The sequence below is a fragment of the Opitutus sp. genome (assembly GCA_024998815.1).
In the GTDB taxonomy this organism is placed as follows: Bacteria; Verrucomicrobiota; Verrucomicrobiia; order Opitutales; family Opitutaceae; genus Rariglobus.
Genome location: JACEUQ010000001.1, coordinates 1,585,713 through 1,608,750, shown reverse-complemented (window position 1 = coordinate 1,608,750; position 23,038 = coordinate 1,585,713). Strand labels below are relative to the sequence as shown.

At 59.9% G+C, this 23,038-nt stretch carries 15 protein-coding genes and 1 tRNA gene; 7 read left to right on the top strand and 9 right to left on the bottom strand.

Annotated features, from left to right (window positions below; genetic code table 11):
• Positions 1–174: 174 nt before the first annotated feature.
• From tal to H2170_07030, 3 genes are read right to left on the bottom strand one after another with little or no spacing between them, the layout of a single operon-like run.
• Positions 175–1,122 (bottom strand): transaldolase, encoded by a 948-nt coding sequence (gene tal / locus H2170_07040; GenBank protein ID MCS6299843.1) that lies wholly within the window; start codon positions 1,120–1,122, stop codon positions 175–177.
• Between the two features lie 50 nt (positions 1,123–1,172).
• Positions 1,173–2,576: a polynucleotide adenylyltransferase gene (locus tag H2170_07035; protein MCS6299842.1), complete on the bottom strand. Its 1,404-nt coding sequence runs from the start codon at positions 2,574–2,576 to the stop codon at positions 1,173–1,175.
• A 42-nt stretch (positions 2,577–2,618) separates the two neighbouring features.
• Positions 2,619–3,020 carry a DUF423 domain-containing protein gene (locus H2170_07030; GenBank protein MCS6299841.1) on the bottom strand — a complete coding sequence of 134 codons (402 nt, stop codon included), beginning with the start codon at positions 3,018–3,020 and terminating at the stop codon, positions 2,619–2,621.
• A 128-nt stretch (positions 3,021–3,148) separates the two neighbouring features.
• Here H2170_07030 and H2170_07025 point away from each other — a divergent pair.
• Positions 3,149–3,225, top strand: a tRNA-Val gene (locus H2170_07025).
• A 771-nt stretch (positions 3,226–3,996) separates the two neighbouring features.
• Here H2170_07025 and H2170_07020 read toward each other — a convergent pair.
• Positions 3,997–5,490 carry a hypothetical protein gene (locus tag H2170_07020; protein MCS6299840.1) on the bottom strand — a complete coding sequence of 498 codons (1,494 nt, stop codon included), beginning with the start codon at positions 5,488–5,490 and terminating at the stop codon, positions 3,997–3,999.
• A gap of 286 nt (positions 5,491–5,776) precedes the next feature.
• On the opposite strand from H2170_07020, the gene H2170_07015 reads away from it, so the two are divergent.
• Positions 5,777–8,290, top strand: coding sequence for a recombinase (locus tag H2170_07015; GenBank protein ID MCS6299839.1), 2,514 nt, complete (start codon positions 5,777–5,779; stop codon positions 8,288–8,290).
• A 235-nt stretch (positions 8,291–8,525) separates the two neighbouring features.
• On the opposite strand, the gene H2170_07010 is transcribed toward H2170_07015, so the two are convergent.
• The 5 genes from H2170_07010 to H2170_06990 all read right to left on the bottom strand — a co-directional run bounded on the left by H2170_07010 (position 8,526) and on the right by H2170_06990 (position 15,629).
• Positions 8,526–9,830: a pyruvate dehydrogenase complex dihydrolipoamide acetyltransferase gene (locus H2170_07010; protein ID MCS6299838.1), complete on the bottom strand. Its 1,305-nt coding sequence runs from the start codon at positions 9,828–9,830 to the stop codon at positions 8,526–8,528.
• A gap of 28 nt (positions 9,831–9,858) precedes the next feature.
• Positions 9,859–10,836, bottom strand: a complete 978-nt coding sequence (locus H2170_07005; GenBank protein MCS6299837.1) for an alpha-ketoacid dehydrogenase subunit beta — start codon at positions 10,834–10,836, stop codon at positions 9,859–9,861.
• A gap of 60 nt (positions 10,837–10,896) precedes the next feature.
• On the bottom strand, positions 10,897–12,000 hold the full coding sequence (pdhA, locus tag H2170_07000; GenBank protein ID MCS6299836.1) for a pyruvate dehydrogenase (acetyl-transferring) E1 component subunit alpha: 1,104 nt from the start codon (positions 11,998–12,000) through the stop codon (positions 10,897–10,899).
• A 216-nt stretch (positions 12,001–12,216) separates the two neighbouring features.
• A complete protein-coding gene (locus H2170_06995; GenBank protein MCS6299835.1) occupies positions 12,217–14,538 on the bottom strand; it encodes a hypothetical protein in 2,322 nt (773 codons plus the stop codon).
• A 566-nt stretch (positions 14,539–15,104) separates the two neighbouring features.
• The gene (locus H2170_06990) at positions 15,105–15,629 is read right to left on the bottom strand and encodes an NUDIX hydrolase (protein MCS6299834.1); all 525 of its coding nucleotides are present in this window, start codon (positions 15,627–15,629) and stop codon (positions 15,105–15,107) included.
• An 88-nt stretch (positions 15,630–15,717) separates the two neighbouring features.
• Between H2170_06990 and H2170_06985 the strand changes: the two genes are divergently transcribed.
• From H2170_06985 to H2170_06965, 5 genes are all read left to right on the top strand, one after another.
• Positions 15,718–16,395, top strand: a complete 678-nt coding sequence (locus tag H2170_06985) for a hypothetical protein (protein ID MCS6299833.1) — start codon at positions 15,718–15,720, stop codon at positions 16,393–16,395.
• A gap of 68 nt (positions 16,396–16,463) precedes the next feature.
• Positions 16,464–18,155 carry a pilus assembly protein PilM gene (gene pilM, locus H2170_06980; GenBank protein MCS6299832.1) on the top strand — a complete coding sequence of 564 codons (1,692 nt, stop codon included), beginning with the start codon at positions 16,464–16,466 and terminating at the stop codon, positions 18,153–18,155.
• 10 nt (positions 18,156–18,165) lie between these two features.
• Entirely contained in the window at positions 18,166–19,215 is a 1,050-nt protein-coding gene (locus tag H2170_06975) for a hypothetical protein (protein MCS6299831.1), read from the top strand.
• Position 19,216: 1 nt separating this feature from the next.
• Positions 19,217–20,128 carry a hypothetical protein gene (locus tag H2170_06970; GenBank protein MCS6299830.1) on the top strand — a complete coding sequence of 304 codons (912 nt, stop codon included), beginning with the start codon at positions 19,217–19,219 and terminating at the stop codon, positions 20,126–20,128.
• Between the two features lie 89 nt (positions 20,129–20,217).
• Positions 20,218–22,971, top strand: coding sequence for a type II secretory pathway, component PulD (locus H2170_06965; GenBank protein MCS6299829.1), 2,754 nt, complete (start codon positions 20,218–20,220; stop codon positions 22,969–22,971).
• Positions 22,972–23,038 lie beyond the last annotated feature (67 nt).

Sequence of the window (23,038 nt, the reverse complement as noted above, 5' to 3'; positions counted from 1 at the left end):
CGGATGGCTGGAATGAGGGGCTGTCGGAGTCCGAAAGCTCGTCGACCGGTCCTGAGCACATGGGTTTCGCGTGCGCACCAAAAAGCCCGGCGCCGGTGAGGGCGTCGGGCTTTTGAATCTGAGTCGATCGACGATCACGGGCGAGACGCCCGTGCCACTTCAGTAGTCGGCGAATTAACCGCGCTTTTGGGCGATGAGCTGCTCGAGCTTCACGATGTCGACCGAGAACTGGCGGATGCCTTCGGCGGTCTTTTCGGTGGCCAGGGCGTCGTCGTTCATGGCGAAACGGAAGCCGGCTTCGTTAAACGAAACCTGCTTCAGGTCGGCCTTGGCGGCGGCGGCCGGGTCGAGCTTGCGAACCAACGGCTCGTTGGACGCCTTCAGCTCGGCCAGCAGCGTCGGGGCAATGGTGAGCAGGTCGCAACCGGCCAGCTCGACGATCTCGCCGGTGTTACGGAAGGACGCGCCCATGACCTCGGTCTTGTAGCCGAACTTTTTGTAGTAGGTGTAGATCTGGCTGACGGAAATCACGCCGGGATCGGCAGCGCCGGCGAAGTTGCCAGCGGGGTTCTTGGCCTTGTGCCAGTCGAGGATGCGGCCAACGAACGGCGAGATGAGGGTGATCTTCGCCTCGGCGCAGGCGACGGCCTGGGCGAAGGAAAACAGCAGGGTAAGGTTACAGTGGATACCTTCCTTTTCGAGCTGCTCAGCTGCCTTGATGCCCTCCCAGGTGGAGGCGATCTTGATCAGCACGCGGTCGCGACCGATGCCGGCTTTTTCGTAGAGGGCCATGATCTCGCGGGCCTTGGCGACGGTGGCGGCGGTGTCGAAGGACAGGCGGGCGTCGACCTCGGAGGAGACGCGGCCGGGGACGATTTTTAAAATCTCCAGACCGAAGACGACCAGCAGGCGGTCGATGACGTCGGACAAGGATGCGGTGGCGCCAGCGGCCTTGATGGCCTGATCCATGAGCGAGGCGTAGGCGGGCATCGCGGCGGCCTTAAGGATGAGCGACGGGTTGGTCGTGGCATCGCGGGGAGCGAACTCCTTCATGGAGGCGAAGTCGCCAGTATCGGCGACGACGACGGTGAACTGCTTCAGCTGGTCGAGTTGGTTGGACATGTTTTGGGAGAAAAAGGGGAGTGCAACGAGAACGCGTTGCGCGGGTTTTGTCACGACTCGGGATGAGGGATTTTCTGCAAATAGTTTCTCAACCAGATGAGCGCGCCTTCTGCATCGGTAAAATCCCCGTCGAGCTGGGCCTCGAAGCCGGCGTGCAAAATGGCTGAAAACTGCGGCCCGGGGGTGTGACCGAGGTGGATCAGGTGTCGGCCCAGCAGAATGGGGCGGGGCGGGTTTTGGCGGAGATTCAGTTCGTGGGCGCGTTTGCGCAGGGTTTCGATCAGCGGCAGGCTTTCGGTTCCACTGAGCGGCGGGCGGCCCAGCGAATCGGCGATCATGACTGCGCACAGGTCGTCGATGGTGGCGGGGTGAAGTTTGCGGGCGAGGCGACGGATGTGGCTGTCGCTGAATTCGCCGCTGCCGTGGTGGTGGGCCAGGTGCAAGACCACCAGCGGTCGCACGGCATCCAGAACCGCGTGGGGCGCGCCAATGCGGCGCAGAAAGGTGTCCGCGAGCGGCCCGCCGGCGGACTCGTGGCCGAGGCTGCGCCAGCGCAGGCGTCCGCGCACCTCGGACTGGGCGGTGGTGGCGGGTTTGCCGAAATCGTGGGCGAGCACCGCCAAAAGTAAAATGCGGCGGCGCGCTGGCGGGGAGTTAACCCAGTCGGGCTGTTTCACCAGGGCGTCGCAGCAATGCGCGGTGTGGGTGAGCACGTCGCCTTCCGGGTGCCATTCGGGATCCTGGGGGCAGCCACGCAGGGTGGCGATTTCGGGGAAATGCACCAGCCAGCCGGTTTCCTCCAGCACCGCGAGGCCGCGGGAGGGGCAGGTGGCCTGCGTTGCCCATTTGTCCCATTCGCCCCACACGCGCTCCACCGGGAGTTCGCGGTAGGTATCGGCAATGCTGCGACAGAGCGCGGCGGTCTCGGGCGCGAGGGTGAGGTTGAAGCGGGCGGCGAATTGGAAGGCGCGCAGCACCCGCAGCGGGTCCTCGGCGAAGGCGGGGCTGGTGTGGCGCAGAACGCGGTCGCGCAGGTCGCGTTGACCGCCATGCGGGTCGAAAATTTCGCCAGTAAACGGGTCGCAGGTAAGCGAGTTGATCGTGAAATCGCGCCGGGCTGCAGCATCGGCGTCGCTGAGCAGCGGGTCGGGGGTGACGGCGAAACCGCGGTGGCCGGAGCCGGTTTTAGATTCGCGCCGGGGCAGGCTGAAGTCGTATTCGGCTCCTTTGAGCCGGAGTTTAATTACCCCAAAACTGCGGCCCACCACGTCGGTGGCGCCGAAGGGGGCGAGGACGCTTTGCAGCGCGTCGAAGGTGATGCCCTGCACCTCGACATCGAAGTCCTTGGGGCTCAGCCCAAGGAGGGCGTCGCGCACGCAGCCACCGGCGAGCCGGGGGCGGGCCACGCGGCGCAGGGCGTCCAGCACGGGGCGCAGCTCAGGGGGGAGTTCCATCGTGGGGTGGGGCGAGCGGAAGGGCGTGGGCGAAGCGGGACGTTAGGCAGACGTATCGGAGGCGGGGCGCGTGGGGGCGGCGCCGATCACGCAGAGCCAGCCGGCAATGAGCAACAGGCCGCCGAAGGGAGTCACGGGGCCCAGCCAGTGGGGGCCGCCTACCGCCAGCCAGTACAGTGAGCCCGAAAACAGGGCGATGCCGAGGCCCCAGCAGGAGCAGGCGCGCAACAGCCAGCGGCGGGCAGCAGCGGGCGCGTTGCCACTGGCATAGAGGCAGGCGGCGAGCAAGGCCGCGGCGTGCATCAAGTGGTAATGCACCGCAGTTTGCCACGTGGCCAAGGTGCCCCAGGCGAGCAGGTTGCTTTTTAGGGCGTGCGCGCCGAACGCTCCGGTGAGTATTGCGGCGGCACCGACGAGAGCGGTCATAACGACGAGGAAACGCATGCCGACAGGTTTCCGAAAAAGCCCCGGATTGCCACCGACTTTTCGGGGATGGATTCGGTTTTGGGCACAGATCGCGTGAAATCGGTGTTGATTTGCGCGAAAGGCTTCCCCACGTTGGCCGACCTTTGGGACACCTAGCTCAGTTGGTTAGAGCACATCCTTCACACGGATGGGGTCGCTGGTTCGAGTCCAGTGGTGTCCACCATTTTTTAAGCCCCGCGCGTTGATTGGGGCGTGAGTCGGGTGTCTTGCGTTGGCACCTGAAGATTTAACCCCGTTTCGGTGCATATTCGGAGTCGGACACGGGAATCGAGGCGGTTAACCACTGGTTAGCACTGCGTGCCACTGATAAAACGGACGCGATTCGTATCCGTAAACCAGAAGCCGTTTCGTTTCCCTATCCTTGCGTTAAAACCTGCGCTTCGCCGCCTCCGTCCTTGTATGCAGTAACATTCAAAGTGTCGGATCAAAAATCCAAGGCAGTTTGGCCGCGAAAGAACGCAAGGAGCGCAAAGAACAAACCCTGTATTTCTATGCGTTCTCTGCGATCTTTCGCGGCTAAAAGGATCGAAGTATTCCGTTGATTTTACTGGGGCGGTAGATCCGACAACTTGAATGGTACTGTCTACTAGCTTTAAACTGCAGTGGAGGCTAACGGTGTCCAAGATGCGGGCATGAGCACCCAGGAGCCAAAAAACGGGCGTTTTCGCGGCGGTTTAAAGCGGTTTCTGAACGGACTCAAAACCTGAGTTAATACCCTGATTTCCACTATATGTAGAGCCTGTCCCAAATTTACGGATTTTTAAAAAGTGCGCAGAGGTCCATTGGGATTGCGGGCGAACGAGGTGGCACGAATCACCCCAGCGACGTTAAACGGCGGCCCGAATCGATTTTTCCCGCCCCCAAGCGCGGTAGTAAGGTACGGCAAAGCCGGGGCGAGCCCCAGGGTTATTCACATTTTTGCCGGAAAATTGAATTAAGCGGCCAGCGGAAGTGTTATTTCCTCGGCAAGGATTCGTGACACCAGCCAGAGGTTGTGACCGAGTACACTCCAACCCACCGAACGGTAGCGGTTGGCAAACCCTTTACAGCGCAAGCGTCCGCCGAGGCGTTGTTTGAGGATCGCAATGCGCGCTTCGGTCGCCGAACGGCGCCGCTGCAATTGGGCGAAGCGTTTTTCGCTCAAACGCTCCTTGAGCGCGTGCGGATCACGCGGGCATACCGCATCGTAAACGTCTTGTTGCTTGAGCATTGCGGAAGTTTTTTTGGTGGCGAAGCCGCGGTCGGTGCCGACCGCGCTAATCGGCGCACTCAGGTCAAAGCGGTTCTGCCGCGCCAGGCTTTCCTCGAGTTGGCACCATTCTGCCGGAGCCGCGCCCTGGTAGAGTTGCCAGTCGGTGATTAAACCGGAGAGCGCCTCGCTCAACAGCAACGAGTTGCCAAACTCGACTTGGCTCCCTGCTTTGCCGCGAACCAGTACGTTCACATCAAGTTCATGCACGCTGAGGATCTTTTGGTCGTTGGGCACCGGGCGTCCGCCGATGATGCGCTCGTGGGCCTGCTTGATGACGGCGGGCAGTTGGCCGAGCATAGCGTCGATGCGGGTGGTTATCCGCTTGGTTTGGCGTTGGCTGTAATGGGTTTGGCTATACTTCTGCGCCAACAGGTCGCGGTGGCGGCGGGCATGTTCTCCGATCGTGCGTAACAGCGTCTTCATCTTGCGCAGGATCTGTTTACGCGCGCGCTTGGCGTCGTTGCGGCGGCCTGCGTGGGTCATTGACATGCACAACTTGTTCATCTGCTTGGCAAAGCACTCCGGCTCTTCAGGCATACGGTGGAGCAGTCCAGCGCGGCGGATTAAAATCATGGCCTTGAGCAAAGTCTTGGACACATCACGCAACAGCACCCAGTCCACCGGGAAGTGGATGTTGGTCTCCAAGCACGTGCCGTCGATGAGGCAAACATCCATGTCCAGCGGCGCGCTCAACCCGAGTTCAGTGGCGCGATCCTTCTCGCCGCACATCTCCACCAACACTTGCCCCATCCAGCGCACCTGTTCGGCGGTGAAAAACTTCGAGGCCCGCTCCAGCACACTTTTGGACGCCCCCTTGATTCCCTCAAGCGTGCGAACACCGCAAAAATCCGCCAGTAAATCACTTGAGGCAATGCTACGGGAAAGCTCGCGAAAGGATATGTTGCCCAAATGCACCCGCAACACTTCAAAGCGTAACGCTTTGAGCGCAAACTCCATACGCTGGCGTAGTTGTGCGACACTGGCTTGGCCTGCCCCCGCCTTGGCAAAGTCCATCGCCATCGTCTCCAAGTGGCTGCCACGCAACAACGCGTCGAGTCCTTCCAATTGCTGGCGAAACTCGGCGTAATCTTTATTGGCACCGACTGGCGTTAGCGCCGGACGCAACCAGCGTTGCAGGGCAATGGCCGAGGTGGCGGATACGGGTTTTGACTTCATGGCCGATTATAGCGGCTTTTTTTTGACCAAAACCAGGGAATTACCCCTCTTTAGGCATCATTAAACTTATGCTAATAGTTCACTGCTAGGTTTTTATGCTTTCGGGACAGGCTCTATGTAGGGGTTGACCGATTATTTAGCCCAATATGTGGTGGCGCTCGATTTCTCGGGCAGACGTGTTATCTTGGTCAAACCAAGGCCTGCCACGCGACGATCTCCACTCTTTGGCCGGGGCTTCGCGCTCGGGCCGATTTGCTCAAACCCTTTTCTCGAACTTTCCCCCTCCATGTCCTCCGCACCCGATTTTATCCGCCCCGTATCCCCTTCCGCGCCCGCCCACGGCGCCAAGCTGTTGCAACGCCACATCCCCGCCGCCGAGCGCCAAGTCATCAAGCGCGACGGTTCGCTCGTTCGCTATGACCAAAATAAGGTCACCCGCGCCATCGCCCTGGCGTTCCGCGAGGTTTTTGCCAACAACACCCCCAATCCCTATCGCGACGACCTGTTGGCCTGCTTCGGGTTAGACAGCGACCGCTTCATCGCGGCGGCCAAGATCGCCGAGGCGGTTTCGAAGATGCTCGAGCTGTACTATCGGCAGGGCACTCACCCCACGATTGAACAGGTGCAGGACGCCGTGGAGAAATCCATCGCCGCAGCCGGTCACTGGGAGGTGGCCCGCTCCTACATGCTTTACCGCGAACGGCATGCGCTTACCCGCCTCGCTGAGTACAATCAGAGCGGGCTGGCCGACTACATCGCCATGGCCAAATACTCCCGCTACCGCGCCGAACTGGGCCGCCGGGAAACGTTTACCGAGGGCGTCGAGCGTGTGGCGGAGATGCACCAGACGTTCTTTCAGTCCAAGTTGTCGGAGCGCCTGCCCGCCGAATTACCCTCGGCAATCACCGCGCTGGCCGGCGACAACGCCAAGTTGTTGACCCGTCAGCTCTGCGGCAAGGAATTGGGCGAGGTGATCGAGCAGGTTTTTACCGATGTGGCCGCCAAGCGCATTCTTCCCAGCATGCGCTCGATGCAGTTTGGCGGCGACGCCATCCTCAAAAACCACAGCCGCATGTTCAATTGCAGCTTCTCCAACGTCGATCGGGTGGAGTTTTTCCGCGAATACTTCTTCCTTCTGCTGAGCGGCTGTGGCGTGGGCTTCTCGGTTCAGAAACACCACGTCGCGTTGCTCCCCTCGCTGCCCTCGCGCCTGCCGGCCCATGATTTGCCCGTCTGGCATTACACGGTTGCGGACACGATCGAGGGTTGGGCCGATTCCCTGCACGCGCTTTTCGGCTCGTTCTACGAGGGCAAGAAGATCGAGTTTAACTACTCCGGCGTGCGCTCGCGCGGCACGCCCTTGCGCACCTCGGGTGGCAAGGCCCCGGGGCATCTCCCGCTCAAGCAGGCCCTTACGCGCATCGAGGGAATCCTGGATCAGGCTGCCGGTCGCACCCTGCGGCCGATCGAGGTCTATGATATCAACATGTTTGTCGCCAAGGCCGTGCTCGCCGGCGGTATTCGCCGCTCGGCTACGATCTGCCTGTTTTCCCCCGACGACGAGGAGATGATGGATGCCAAGACCGGCAACTGGTTCGAAACCCATCCCCAGCGCTCCGCCTCCAACAACTCCGTTTCCCTCGCCCGTTCGGCCGACAACGCGGTGTATTTCCACCGCCTCTTCAAAGCCCAAAAGGAGTTCGGCGAGCCCGGGTTTTTCTTCTGTGACCACCCCGATGCCGGCTGCAATCCCTGCGCCGAGATTAACCTGCTGCCGGTCATCGACTGGGAGCTCTCCGGCGAGGAACTGAGCAAGCTGTTTGCATGGGGCTACAAGGGCGACCTGCCCGGCACCACCCGGCTCTCGGGTTTCCAGCATTGCAACCTCACCACCATCAACGGCCGCGCCGCCACCACCCCGGAAAAGTTCTTCGAGGCGTGTATCGCCGCCACGACCGTGGGCACCCTGCAGGCCGCCTACACCGACATGCCCTACCTTGGGCCGATCACCCGGCTGATCAATGAACACGACGCGCTCCTGGGCGTTTCCATCTGCGGCTTCATGGACAACCCCCGCGTTCTCTTTGACCCCGAGATCCTGCGTGCGGGCGCGAGCCTTTGCCGGGCGACCAACCGCCTTGTGGCCGAGGCCATCGGCATTCGCCCCGCAGCGAAGATCACCACCTGCAAACCCGAGGGCACCGCTTCGCTGCTGCTCGACGCCGCCTCCGGCATCCACCCGCACCACGCGCGCCACTACTTCCGCCGCGTGCAAGCCAACCGCAAGGAGCCGATCTACGCCTTCTTTAAAAATCTCAATTCGCAGATGACCGAGCCCTCGGTTTACAGCCCGCAGACCGACGACGTGATCACCTTTCCCGTGTCGGCACCGGAGGGCGCGATTCTGCGCAAGGACCTCAATGCGATCCAGTTTTTGCAGCTGGTGATGTTGGTCCAGCAGTCGTGGGTGATTCCTGGCGGCGATCCCGAGTCGCGCAGTTCAACGCTGCATCACAACGTCTCCAATACCTGCACGGTGCGCGCCGACGAGTGGGCGGCGGTGGCGGATTTCATCTGGTCGAATCGGGCGCTGTTTACGGGCGTGTCGTTGTTGCAGGACGCGGGCGACAAAGTGTACGCACAGGCTCCGCGCGAAGAGGTCTCCACCGACTCTGATATCGCCAAGTGGAACGCCCTGCGTCCCCGTCCCGTGGATTACACCCAACTCCATGAGCACACGGACGAAACCAGCCTCAAGGACATTGTTGCCTGCGCCGGCGGTGCCTGCGAGCTGGCGTGAGTCGGGCGGCAACGCTGCTTCAGGAAACGAAAAACCCCGGTCGTGGTGGACGACCGGGGTTTTTCTTTGGGACTGAGCAGGGCGTTGGCTGTGGCACTAATCGGCTGATATGAAGGGGGGGGCGAGATCCTTGAGCTCACGCTCAAGGCCACACCCTTCGATCCGATACTCTTCGTGAAAATACTCCTCGTGGCCTTGAGCGTGAGCTCAGGGTGTTTGCGCCGAGGGCACTCCCTTACACCAAGAGCAACGCGGGGCTTTCGAGAACGGATTTGAGGGCGGCGAGGAACTGCGCGCCGACCGCTCCATCGACCACGCGGTGGTCGGCGGAGAGGGTGAGCGTGAGCGTCTGGCCGATCACGATCTGGCCGTTCTTCACCACCGGTTTGGTCACCGTGGTGCCGACACCCAGGATAGCTGCGTTGGGCGGGTTGATGATCGGGAAGAACTTGGGGATGCCCATCATGCCGAGGTTGGACACGCAGAAGGTGCCGCCGGTGAATTGGTCGGGTTTAAGCTTCTTGTCTTTGGCCAATTTGCCCAGCGATTTGGCTTCGCTGCTGACCTGGAAGATCGACTTGTCGTGGGCATCTTTCACGACCGGAGTGATCAGGCCGTCGGGCAGCGCCACGGCAAAGGAAACGTGGGCAGCGGCCAAATAACGGATCTGGGTGCCTTCCCACGCGGCATTCACATCGGGCACGCGGCGCAGGGCTTCGGCGCTACCCTTGAGGATGAAGTCGTTGACGGAGAGCTTTACGCCGGCGTCGGCGAGGCCCTTGTTGAGCTGTTCGCGTAAGGCGAGGAGCGGCTCGGCGTCGATCTCGATTTCGAGATAGAAGTGCGGGATGGTGGTCTTGGATTCGACGAGGCGTTTGGCGATCACGCCGCGCATGGTGGAAACCGCGACAGTGCGCTCGACTTGGATCGGGCCCTTGGCGCCCACGCTGCCAACGGTGCCGATTTGGGATTTGGGATTTGCGCTTTGTGATTTGCCGGCGGAGCCGGCCTTGGCAGCAGCCTCGATGTCGGCCCGCACGATGCGGCCGGAGGGGCCGGAGCCTTGCACGGTGGAGGCATCGACGCCGAGCTCGGCGGCGAGCTTTTTGGCGAGCGGGGAGATTTTGACGCGATCACCGAAGGCCAGCGCTGGGGTGGCTGGGGCGTGGGCTGCTGTGGGGGCAGGGGCGGCAACCGGACTCGGGGCGGGCGCAGGCGCAGGTGCGGGAGCAGGGGCTGGGGCCGGGGCTGCAGCTTTGGTCTCTGCCTTCGGGGCGGCGGCGGGGGTGGGGACGACTTCGCCTTTTTTACCCACTGCACACAAAGGGGCACCGAGTTCTACTTGGGCGCCGGCGTCGGCGAAAATTTTGAGGATCGTGCCGTCGAAAAAGCACTCGAGCTCCATCGTCGCTTTATCGGTTTCAACTTCGGCGAGGATGTCGCCGGATTGTACGGCATCGCCTTCTTTTTTGAGCCATTTGACCAGCGTGCCCACCGTCATGGTGTCGCTGAGTTTCGGCATTTCGATGATATTGGCCATGGTAGTAAAGTGGTGTGTTTTTAGGAAATCAGGCGACTGCGGCCAGGGCGGCTTTGATCACGCGCGGCACGTTGGGGAGCTGTTCGGTTTCGACGGGCGGGCTGTAGATCGCGGGGGCGTCGATGGTGGCGAGGCGGTGGATGGGGCCATCGAGCTCGTCGAAGGCTTCGCGCTGGATCATGTAGGCGAGTTGCGAACCCACGCTGGCGAAGGGCTTTTGCTCTTCGACGATGAGCACGCGGTGGGTCTTCTTGACCGAGGCGAGCACGGTGTCGAAGTCGAGCGGGCGGATGGTGCGCAGGTCGACCACCTCGACGGAAATGTCGTGGTCTTTTTCCAGAACTTCGGCGGCGGCCAAGGAGTGCAGGACGCAGCGGCCGTAGGTGACGATGGTCAGGTCGGTGCCGGTGCGTTTCACGTCGGCCAGGCCGAGCGGGATGAGCTCCTCGGTGTCGGGAACCTCGCCCTTTTCACCGTAGAGAATGGTGTTTTCGAGGAAGAAGCACGGGTCGTTGTCGCGAATGGCGGACTTGAGCAGGCCCTTGGCGTCGCGGGCGGTGGCCGGCACGATGACTTTAACGCCGGGGTGGTTGGCGAGGACGTTTTCGGGAGTGTGGGAGTGGGTGGCACCGACGTTGGTGCCGCCGTTGGCCGGCCCGCGAATGACGATCGGGCAGTTGATCAGACCGCCGGACATGTAGCGGACGTTGGCCGCGTTGTTCAAAATCTGGTCGAAGGCGACCGAGTAGAACGACCAGAACATGAGCTCCATAACCGGCCGGATGCCGAGCATGGAGGCGCCCACGCCCATGCCGATGAAACCGGCTTCGGAAATGGGCGTGTCGACGATGCGGTCGGGGCCGAATTTTTCGAGCAGGCCCTCGGAGACCTTGTAGGCTCCGTGGAATTGGGCGACTTCTTCGCCCAAAAGGACGACGTTTTCGTCGCGGGCGAGTTCTTCGGCAAGGGCGGCGCGGATGGCTTCGCGGTAGGTTAAAACGGCCATGTTAAGAGATGGAAAATAAAGCGATAAGGTGGAGTGAAAAGCCCAGGATGACGTGGGGGCTTAGTCGAAGAACAAGCGGCCCTTGGAGGTGCGCTGGCTGGGGTTGTCGACCTCCCAGTAAACGTCCTTTTGGATGTCGTCGACGGTAGGGAAGGGGCTCATTTCGGCGAATTCAGCGGCGTGTTCGGACTCGTTAACGGCCTCGGTGTTGATTTGTTCGATCAGCGCATCGGTGAGCACGCCTTCTTTGAGGAGGGCGGCCTGGAAGACCTGAATCGGGTCCTTGGTGCGGCGGTACTCTTCGATTTCTTCCTTGGTGCGATAGGTCTTGTCCGGGTCGGCGACCGAGTGGCCGCGGTAGCGGTAGGTGTCGATCTCGACGACGGAGGGCAGGTTCTTTTCGCGGGCGAGGGTGAGGAACTTGTCCATCGTCGCGCGGACCTCGTAAACATCGTGGCCGAAGCAGGTTCCCCAATTCATGCCGTAGGCTTCAGCGCGTTGGGCGAGGCCGGGGCCGGCCGAGGAACGGTCCTGGCTGGTGCCCATGGAGTAGCCGTTGTTTTCAACGACGAAGACCACTGGCAGGTTCCACAGCGCAGCGAGGTTATAGGCCTCGTGGACAGCACCTTGGTTAACCGCACCGTCACCCATGAACGCCATGGCTGCACCCTTGAGTTTACGGTATTTAACGGCGTAGGCCAGGCCGGTGCCGAGCGGGATTTGGCCGCCGACGATACCGTGGCCGCCCCAGTAGTTGAGCGAGGGCGCGAAGTAGTGCATCGAGCCGCCCTTGCCCTTGGAGCAACCGGTGATTTTACCGTAAAGCTCGGCCATGAGGGCCTTGGTGTCCATGCCCACCGCGATGGCGTGGGCATGGTCGCGGTAGGCGGTGATGACGTGGTCGTTCGGGCCCATCAGCGAGCAACAGCCCACGGCAACTGCTTCCTGGCCGATGTAAAGGTGGAGGAAGCCGCCGATTTTTTTGGACTGGTAGGCGCGCAATGAACGCTCCTCGAAACGGCGGATGCGCACCATCTTGCGATGGAGTTCGATTTTACCTTCGTTGGACAACGCGGAGTTGATCGGTGCCGAGGCGTGGGAGCCGGCGCAGGCGACGGGGGCTTCGACTTTTTGGTCGGCGTTGGGTACAGCTTTATTACTCACGGGTTAAATCGAGTTGGTTGTTAAAGGGCGGAGTCTTTGTTGGATGGCTTAGAAATCAAGAATTGTTTAGTATCGTAAAGAGGGTAGCTTTGCGCGGATTACCGCTTCGCTGTGCTCTCTACTCAACTAAAACACAGCAGGTTATGGTTTACGGGTTATAGGTTGCCGATGTACACATCCCCCAGTTCGCGGATTTTCGACTATCCAAAACCGACTTCACTGTGTGAGCAAAGCGAGCAACCGGTCTGCCTCGGCTTGGCCGGCTGGACCCTGACGCGCCAACATGACGACTGCATCGTGGAGTAATTGCTCCCGTTGTTCGTTAGGGGTTCGCTGGATGCCCGCTTGAATAAAATTCCCCGCCTCGGAAAACCGTCCGCGCGCTAACAAAATTTCGCCTTGGCATAGCCAAGCTCCGGGGCGGTTCGCATCGCTCGCCAGTGATGCAAGAAAACTCGCCTCCGCCAAATCCTGCGCACCGAGGCCGAGTTGATAACGACCAATACGTTCATGCGCTATAGCGGGCTCAGTGGTAAAATCGACCGCAAACAAGGCAACTTGACTCCTCAGGCCCGCAAGCAACGCAGGCACCTGGTAGCGCAAGGGTCGCAACCACAAGGGCACCCGATGCTGATAAAGTAACCGCGAGCCGAACCGTTCCCGGCCGGCTTCAGGCGAAAGCCAAACCCCGTCGTGTGCGTAGGCATATTCGGCGAGAAAATCGTAACTCGACACCATTGCCACATGGGTAATGCCGGCGGCACGGATACGCTCCGCTGCCTCCGCTTCGTCGCGGGCACCGAATACCTCCGCAGCCGTCTTCAAACCCGCGTGATTCTCCCAATATAGCGTGCCCACCGTGCGCAACCGACCGTAATAACCGACCCCGACCGAGGCGTTGGGGCTGGCGAGCACAACCGAGCGCTCATCAGCTCCTGCCTTGCGCAAAGCTCCTGCTATTTCGCGGTACAGCAGTTGCATCGCTTCACCCGCAAAGAAGTCATTTAAGCGCTTCATCTTGAGCAGGTCAGTTGCAAGTAACCACGGGCCGGGAAAAAACAGCAGCGCACCGACTGCCATCAAGATAACCGCACGCCATAGCCGGTGTAACGGAACGACCAAGGCCACAAGTAAGACAATAATCAGGATGATTTGCGGGCTACTCGCTGGCAGTAACCAACGGCGCTGAAACCAACCCTGCACGGTCATCGTCAAGGCTACACTGGCAGCTAGGGTGACTACGATGCGCTGCGCTAGCGGCGGTTTGCGCACCCACCAGATGATCAAAAGCACCACCGCCACTGCTGAAATGAATACCGTGTCGGCATACAACGACCAACCCGATTGTGCCGCCGCCGGCAAAAGTCCTTTAAATTCATCGATCGAAGCATGGATCCGCAACATGAACGGATCCAGCGGGATAAACACCGCGGAGCCCTTCGCCCAAACCAGCGCCGGCACCGCCAACACGAGCGTCCCCCACCCGATCAGGCGCGGGCCCCACCAGGCGGCCGAACGCTGCTCGTTGCGCCAAATGAGTAAGACCGCGATGAGTTCGCCACCCGCATACCACGCCAAACTGTAAAGCGGGTGATTGGCCTCCATCCGCATTCCCAAGCGGTCGGGGGCGTTCTCCAAAAGATAGAGGCCTAGACTCACCCACGCGCCTACCTGTCCCCATCGCCGCCAAGCCAAGGGTACGCACACGGGGGCGTTGTTGCCCACTGGTGCGCGTCCACAGCACAACGAGGCAATGAGTACGCTCAAGCCGGTTAACGCGATCGGCACCACCAGCGAGGCGGCGCTCACCCACAGGCCCAGCGCGCCAGCCACCGCCGAAAACGTCGCCGCCCGCATTACCTCGGCTTCAGATCCCGGCAAAGGCGAAAACCCCGTGGTTGACCGGCGTTGCCACCATCCCGCACCGGCAAAAACCGCCCCTAAAACCAGCCCCAGCACCGCGGCATTAATCAGGCCGTGATGATCACAATATGCCGGATAAAACCCCTCATAAAACCCACGATGTCCGGCCAGGGCGACAGCGGTAAGCGCCGCAGCCCAACCGCCCCAGCGAAGCCCAATCCAACCCGTAGCCAACGTGAGCACCAATAAAAACACAGGCAGCTGCGCCCAGCGCGAAGCCTCCTCCACCGCTGCAGGCAACGGCTCACCGGTGCACATGCGGCGCAATCGACCGCACGCCTCCAGCCATAGCGCCCATCCCGAGTTCCAATAAATTTCCCGCCCCGCCGGAGCGTTATCCAGGTCGGTCGTGCGGAGGCGCCAGGCACCGTTTTCAACCAACGCCAGAGCGTGCCGAATCCACACCTGGCCGTCGGGCGCGATGGCTTGGGGCACACTTTTCAGCGGCGTCGCCACAGGAACATCCGTGAAGAGCGTAGCCGTCGCCCGTGTCAAATAGCCATCCATGGCGCGGGCATGCCAAACCACAAACCCCGCTGCCAGCAGCCACCCACACACGCCAATCACAACGCCGATTGAAACCCGGCGCAGAATCCCAGCAGTAAATAAGGACAAGACCAAAACCATAGAAAAACGAACGAAATGGAGGGGGATGGAAACGAATGGCTAGAAACATGCAAACGCAGAGGTAGGTGGACGTAATCATTGGGCGTATCCCCAGTTTGTGTGCATCGGCATTTTAAGCCGGATCGCGGGAGTTCGGTTTTAAGGGCTAGTATAAAAGAAGCGCGGGGGGCTTTTGGGGGATGCGTCGAAGTGCCAGCGGCGGCAGTCGGCCGTAAAACGCCAAGTTTCGGATCGAACCGCCTTGTTGAAGGTGATGGAGCCAGGAGGCGGAATTTTAACCTGAACTCCAAAGCTGGCCATCGCGATCTGGCGCAACCTACTGGGCACCTGACCGTTCATTCATCCGCTCGATGCACTAATTAGTGTGCCTCGGGGATTCAGTCACGCGCATCTGCTCCAGCATCTTGCGCCAGCTCATCGCTGCCAGCTACGGAGTTCAGGTTTAACGCAAAGCAGCAAAGATCGAGCCGAATGCCGCTAGGTCGGGCAGGGGATTTCTTGGCGATTTTTGCGTGTCTTTCGCGCCTTTGCGTCAAAATCCGCGAAGATGCCCGTTACAGCCCGCTACCGCTTACGAAGCTTGGCGTGATTTGCTCAACCGTGATCTTTAACGGGGAATCGGGGTGGCAGTCGGCGCGTAACGCGACGAAGTGTCTACGGTGGTTATCGTAGATCGGCCAAAGCGCGCTCCGGTCGGACTCAGGAATGGCGAGGGCTTCGATGGCCGTTCGTGCGAAAAAGCCGAAGCGACCCTCGGCCATCGCCGGCGGAAGGTTGGTGAGGGGGCGCTTGCAGTCGAAGAGGAACATTAACCAGTGCGCGCTCCCTTCATAGGACTTTTCGGCAATCATGGCGAAAAGGTGGAGGTCTGCGGTAGTGATCGTGTGGCCGGTCTCTTCAGCGGTTTCGCGAACGGCACATTCAAAGGGCGATTCGCCGGTTGCAGTCTCCAATTTACCCCCAATCGGGCTCCATGCACCCTGGTTGGGCGCTTTTGTCCGTAAAAGCAGTAGGTGTTCGCCTTGCTCGTTTTGGATGAAGACTAGCACGGCGATTTTGTGGGCGAAGGGCGGCTGCATGCGGAGGTTGGGTGGAGGAAATATAAAAAAGGGGTGAAATCGTAGTCCTGCGGGGATTTTCAACGTGACAGAAGTCGTCGGCTCCACAATGTCTGAAAATTCTTACCCTCTAATCTACATGAACCCCCTTGCATGTCGTGCCTTAGTCCGTGTCGTTGCAATTGCTTTGGCCTCCTTAGTCACGGCCGTAGCCCAGACTGTTGCTCCGGCCCCGAACGCGCCACTTCCCATCGAAGTCGCCACCGTTCGGTTTAACTCTGTACGTGCGGATGCCGGGACTTGGTTTGTGACCGAGATTGAGTTGCAGCCGCGTGGCGGTGAGGGCGCTAAAAACCGCAATTTCATTAACCGCGTTAAGGTCACTTTGAACCTCGGGGTATTCAGTGTGATGGCACCAGCTGGTTCCAAGGTGCCTGATACTTACTATCGCGCTTCCGCCGAAGCGGTCGCCGTGGAAGCCACCGGAAGCCGTTCGGTTTACCGCTTTTATCTGCCGCCCGAGATCGTAAAACGCGACCAAATCAACGGTGATCTTAAGTATTACTTGGTTGAGGTGTTTGTTGACGGCAAAGCGTTGCCCTTGGGTAAAAACAACTTCCCGATCTCAACCCTTTCCAAGCCCGAGATTGTGGAAAGCTTCCGCGGTAAGGTGTCCGGCAGCGCGGGTGCTAACGATGGCATCCTGCTTCCCCAGTATCTGACGCCCTTTGCCAATGGCGGTTCGCCCCCCGCCCCCTCCTTTATCCGTTTAGAGACCGCTCGGTAATCATGCCGGCTTAGACTTCCGCTTGCGGGTTTAAGCTCCTCCCTGAATCCGACACTTACCACCCCCCTATGACTTCCCCCCGCGTTCTTGCTGTTGACAGCGGTGCCGGCCACGTCGCTTGCGGTATATTCAATACCGCAAAAAACGGCCGCCTCGCACTCGAACAGTTCGCCATTGAGTCGTTTAACTCCGATGTTGCGCTCGAGTCGCAATGGCCCGCGCTCGTTGGTCAGTCCTTGGCTTCCGCCGCCAAGCGCACCGGGGCCAAAGGTCCAGCCATCCTGTTGGTTCCCGGCCACTTGACGTTAACCAAATTCGTCAAAACCCCCGCGATTGATAAGACCAAGCGCGACCAGGTCATTCAATTCGAAGCCCAACAAGGCATCCCTTATTCCTTGGCCGAGGTGGTATGGGATTATCAGGTCGTCAGCGACGACGGTCTTGATCTCGAGGTCATGTTGGCCGCCGTGAAGCTGGATGTCACCGAGGCGCTCTGTGAGTCCGTTCGCGAGGAAGGTCTCTCCGCTGTTGCGATAAAGCCCTCCACCCTGGCGCTTTACCGAGCGTTCAAGTACAACTACCCCGATGTTACCGGCACCACGCTGCTGATCAACATCGGCGCCCGCTCCGCCAATTTACTCTTCATCGATGGCAATCGTTTCTTTGTCCGCACCATCGCCTTAGCGGGTAATAGCGTCACCCAGCTCATCGCCGATGAGGTGAAGCAAGACTTTGCTCACGCCGAAAACCTCAAGCTTCAGGTTTTGGGCGGTAACAGCGATTTGCCAGAAACGTCACCGGCCCGCGCCGCCGTGATGAACGCAGCGAATTCCTTTATTGGCCGCCTCCATCTCGAAATCACCCGCTCAACGGTCAATTATCGTCGTCAAAGCGGCGCCGAGCAGCCCACGGTTATTTTCCTCACTGGCGGCGGCGCACTGCTGCCCTCAATCGAGGTGACCCTGGCGGAAAAGCTCAAGACACGCGTCGAGATCTTCGACGCACTGCGTAACGTTGATGTCGCCCCTGCGGCCGTTGGCGCCCGCAACGCATCGGCTCAGCTGGCCGATCTGGTCGGTCTGGCGATCCCCGCCGGCAAAGACGAGAAGGCGTTTACGCTCTTGCCCCCGGCTATTGGTGAAGTGCTGGCATTCCGCAAACAGCAGCCGTTCTTCCTTGCCGCCGCAGTTCTTTTGGTGGGCGCCCTTGTGTTGCCGATCGTTCATTTTAACGACCGCGTTAACCATGCCACCAAGCAAACGATCGATCTCGAGGCCAAGCTCAAGCCCTTGCGCGCGCTCAAAGCGTTACAGGATGCCGATCTCCAGCGCATCGAGTCGATCCGCAAGGAAATCACTGCCATTCAAAGCCTGGTGGAATCCAAATCCAATTGGATTAACTTCTTCACCGATCTTCAGCAGCGCTTGGTCAAGGTGGAGGATGTTTGGCTGGAAAAACTTCAAGTGGTCCGTCCGTCTGCCGAAGATTCCGTTGTGGCTGTTGATGCGGGCAACTCGGGTGCCCCTCCCGCTCCTGCGCCCGCAGTGCTCCGGCTTCAACTCAGCGGCCGTTTGTTGGATAAAAACAACCCGCTTTCCCGCGTCAGTGAAGATTCCTTTGAGCGCGTGAAACTGCTGCTGAAGAGCTTCGGCGAATCGCAATTTATCTCCTCGGTGGAGAAGGAAAAATTCAACCCCACACAGCCAGGCATTTTGAGCTTCGACTTCATTCTGGTCGTTAATCCCAAAAAGCCGCTCTGATTTACGCCCAATGGCCTCCTTTAAGTCCTACCCCGTATTTTACTCCCTGCTCGCCGCTCTCGGGTTGGCGGCAGTCGGTTCAGGCTGGTGCATTTACGAGCGGAGCCAGGCGGCTCACTCGAGTGCTAAAGCGCTGGCCAAAAAACGCCTTGAGCTGACCGCTCTCACGAGCAGCCAACCCACTCCCAGCGAAGAAAACAAGGCCTTGGTGAATACTGACCTGACCCGTAGCATCGCCGCTCTTGGTCAGATGCGTGCAGAGCTTAAGGGCAGCGGTCCTGCGGCCGAAGCCCTGCTCAAGGCGAAGGCGGCCTATACCCAAGCGGCCACCCTAAAGTCGGACGAGCGTTCCAAGCTGTTGCGCGAGGCCAAAGTCCCATTCGAGCCCACGCATCTGTTTTTTAACATCGCGACCTTTGTCGAGTTGATGCGCGACAACGCCCAAGCAGCTAAGATTAAAATCAAGGCCGATGAGCGCTTCGGCTTTACCACCTATGCCAACGCCGGCCCTGAGCGCGACTTGATCCCTCTGGTCTATCGCCAGCGCCAAGTTGCCGAGTACCTGCTCGGCGCCTTGTTCCAGGCCGCCCCCAGCGAGCTGGTTTCCTTTCAACGCGAACGCCCAACCGATTCCGTTAATCCGGCCAAGCCCGCCGCACGCTCCGGAACGGCTGCCCCCGCCACCAACAACGACTTGTTTGAGATGGACTCGCGCATCACAGCCCGCGTCCCCGGTTTTGTGGATGCCTCCGCATTTCGTCTCACCTTTATCGGTGATACGGCATCGTTGCGTGCCCTGTTGAACAAACTCGCCACCTTCGAACTCCCCTTGGTGGTGCGCGGCGTAGAAGTCGACCCGATCATCAAAGTTCAAGCCCCCGAGAAGGTCGCGCCAGCCAACACCTTAAGCAGTATTTTTGGCAACACCCCTGCTGCGGCAGCAGTTGAACCTGTTAAGCCGAAGCCCCTTGTGGAAAAGGTGCTATCCAAGTTCACCGTCACCGTCGAGTTGATCGACCTCGTTGACAACACCCCTACCCAAGCCACCCCGACCCCTTGATATGGCCGCAAAATCCCTAGATAAAATCCTGTGCGGTGCCGCCCTGTTAGTGCTGCTCGCATCGCTTGCTTGGACCTATAACCAAGGCGGTAAAAAGGGCGGAGCTAATGGCTCTGCTCGCGCCACCAACGAGTCGCCGCTTTATGTGCCGGCAAACCTAAGCGAATTCCGCGTGACCACCCAAATTTGGTCCCCTGCTGCTGCACAGAGCGGCGGCCCCCTTTGGGTGTACGACGTGTTCACTCCCCCGGAAATCTATTACGACTTGGCCAATAAGCGCTTTTCGGTCACTCCGCCCAGCTCAGCTGAAGTCGTGGTGGTTAAGCCCGTGGAACCGCCCTTCGGAGTTGAGCTGGTCAACGTTAAAGAGGACGCATTCCGCCTTCAACTCGTCGGCTACACCGGCAAGCCGGGTAACTATCGGGGCACTTTCGAGAATGCGGTTTCCGGTAAAACCATTCTCGGTCAAGCGGGCCGCAAGATCCCCGATCTCGGGCTGACGATTGTGAGCTTTGAGGTGAAGCAGAACCGCACCGAGCAAGGCACGGGCAAAACGGTGATTATCGAAACCGAAGCCGTTGCCCAAGTCTCCGACGATAAAACTGGTGAAGTCTTTAATCTCACCAACAAAACCCGCCTCACCAAAGGTACCCCGATCGCTTATCTAAAGGCCGATGGCGCCTCTGAGCCGGTTGCCTACAAGGCAGGCGCCAAGTTCACCGTAGGGGATGCGACTTTTACGGTTAACTCGGTCGCGTTCGAAACGAACGCGGTCGTCGTCACCAAGGAGTCACCGTTATTAAAAGAACCCCTGACCAAGACGTTGACCGTAGCGGCACCGGCCGCTCCAGCCCCCGCCATTCCGGTGCCCGCACCCGCAGCAACCCCGGCAGCAGCCCCGTCGGGCGCATAGCCTTTCGCCTTATAAACGGCGCTCAGCCTCTCCATTTCCATCTTTCCCATACCTTTAGCTTAGAACCCTGATCCTTCGAGAAACTCTCAATGAAACTACCCAAGCTCCCCAAACCCCTCGTTCTTAGTCTGGCTGCCCCCGCGATGCTCGCGCTGGTGGTCCCCGCCGCCTCGCTGCTGGCTCAAGGGCAAACAGACACGAAAATCCGCCTCATGTCCGAGGCCCTGCGCGCCCGCGACTCCGGGGATCTCGACACCGCGAAGAAGAACCTGGAGGAGCTGCTCGCCATCGCCCCGTCGGATGCCACGGTTCAGCGCCTGCTGGCCGGTGTCGAAAACCAGATCGCCCTTCGTACCGCCGCCCCCGCCGCTGCGAGCGAGACTGCCGCCCCCGCTGCCACGGGCGAGGCTGCTGCACCCGCTGTCGCCGCAACCGCGCCTGCTAAGGCCGGTTCCAAGAAGGATGAATCCGCGGAAGCCGACCAGTTGGTCAAAGAGGAGAACAAGCGGATCAAGGGCCTGCTCGCCGACGCCAAAGCCAAGCGCTCCGAGGCCCGCAAGCTCGCCAAGGATGGCCGCTTTGACGATGCCGCCGTCGTTCTAACCGGTGCGATTGCATCACTTCCCGAAAATCCCGCCACCACGTCCACGATCGCCGACCTGCAGGCTGAAAAGAACGGCCTGCACATGGAAAAGGCCCAGGCCGCCCTCAAGCAGGGTCACACCGAGGGCGCGCGTGCCGCACTCGACGCCTACGCCGCCGCCACCTCGGACACCAAGAAGGTCGAAAAGGTTGCCCGTTCCATCGAAGCGACCGAACTCAATCCCCCTCTCCAGCCGATCGAAAAGGTCAGCCCCGGTTTCATCAAAGACCAAAAGGAAATCGCCAAGTTGGTCGCCAAGGGCCGCAGCCAATATCTCGCCGGCGATCTCGACGGCGCTCAGGAGTCGTTCCGCGCGGTTGAGACCATCGACGCGGGCAGCCCCGAGGCTAAGTCGTTCCTCACGCGCATTGCTTCTGACAAGGCCAAGGTTGGTGAGCTCAACCGCGGCAAGTCCCGTGCCCAGATGCTCGAGGAGGTCAACAATGCCTGGCAGCGCCCCGGTGTTTATGTGGACCGTGGGGCTGACGCCACCAGGGCGGCTGTCCCTCAGGCGCTCGCCCAAAAGCTCGCCAGCATCGTCATTCCCAGCGTCAACTTCCAAGGCGTAGAATTGGCTAAGGTTGTGAGCACCTTGTCCGCCGTTTCCGAGGAGTATGACAAGAGCGAGGGCGTGAAGGGTGTTAACATTATCCTGGTCGATCCCACCAACAAGAACCCCAGCGTTAGTATCACCCTGCGCAATTTGTCGCTCAAGCGCATCCTCGACCTGATCTCCGACTCCACCGGCTACCAATACGAGGTGCAGGCTGACACCATCGTTATGCGCCCGGGTGGCGACACCTCGATGCTGGAAAGCGCATTCTTCTCGGTCACCAAGGCGACCGTGATCCGTATGACCGGCATCGGTGCTGCCAGCGCGACTCCCGCTGCAGCTGCTGATCCGTTTGCGACGCCTTCCGCCGGTAGAGCTGGTGCAGGCGGTTCGAGCGCGGGTGGTGAATCCGGTGCGATCCAGAACTTCCTGGAGCAGGCCGGTGTGAAGTTCAGCACCACCGCCGGTTCCAGTCTCGTTTATGACGGCTCGGCGATTCTGGTGAATCAAACTTCTCGGAATATCGAAAAAATCCGTAACATCCTTAACCGCTACGACAATGTGAAGCAGGTTGAGATCGAGGCCAAGTTCATGGAAGTGCAGGAGGGCGCGCTCGAGGAACTAGGTGTTAACTGGTCAGCTCGACAGGCCAATCGTAATGCAACAGTGGCTGGAATCACTGGACGGTCGCTAGGAACTTCTAATCGTACGCTGGCCTCTTCATTTTCCGCTACGGGTGGAGCCTCTCAAGGCGCGCTATTAGACAACGGAAACCTAGTGGATCTTAACGGCGACAATGCAACTAATTCGTCTGATCGCTTCGGAAGCGCTCCGACTTTTCCGGGTACTAATGCTTTGGGGGCTGCGTCTGGCAATTTGTTTGCTGGTACCGCCGTATTTGGTGAATTAGAGGTCGCTGCTTCGATTCGCGCATTATCGCAAAAAACAGGTTCAGACCTGCTAAGCTCGCCAAAGGTTACGGTTCTGTCCGGTAGTCCCGCCAATATTGTGGTAGCCCAGGAAATGCGATATCCCCAGTCGTATGGTGAGACGCGAAGCACTGTGGCGGCGGCAACTACTGGTGGCGGTGGTGGTGGATCCGTGAGTATCACGGCGGGCACCCCTCAGGAGTTCACCATGCGTAATGTCGGTGTGGAGCTGAAGGTGACCCCAACGGTGGAGGAGGATGATTATAGCATCACTCTTGATTTAAGTCCCAAGGTGACCGAATTCGAAGGATTTGTTGAATATGGCGGGCTAAGTGTGGCGATCGGAGGCGATAGCACCGTCACGTTGCCATCCGGCTTTTATCAGCCTATTTTCTCAACGCGCGAAATCACCACCAAAGTCACGGTATGGGATGGCGCTACCTTGGTGATGGGCGGTCTGACTCGTGAAGAGGTCAAAAAGACCAGCGACAAGGTTCCGGTCTTAGGTGACATTCCCTTCCTCGGTGCGCTGTTCCGTTCCAAGGGCGAATCCACCAGCAAGCGCAACTTGTTGATCTTTGTGACGGCCAACTTGGTCAGCCCTGGTGGTTCGCCGAAGAAGCAGATGCTCAAGAGCGTCGCGCCGAGTTCGACCTTCCAGAACCAGACGATCGTGACCCCGGGCGGTCCCGAGTCGCGTTCGCGCGGCGGCAAGTAAGCCTTAACGGTACACTTGTTTTCATCCCCAAGCCGCCACCTTCACCGGTGGCGGCTTTTTTGTGCTT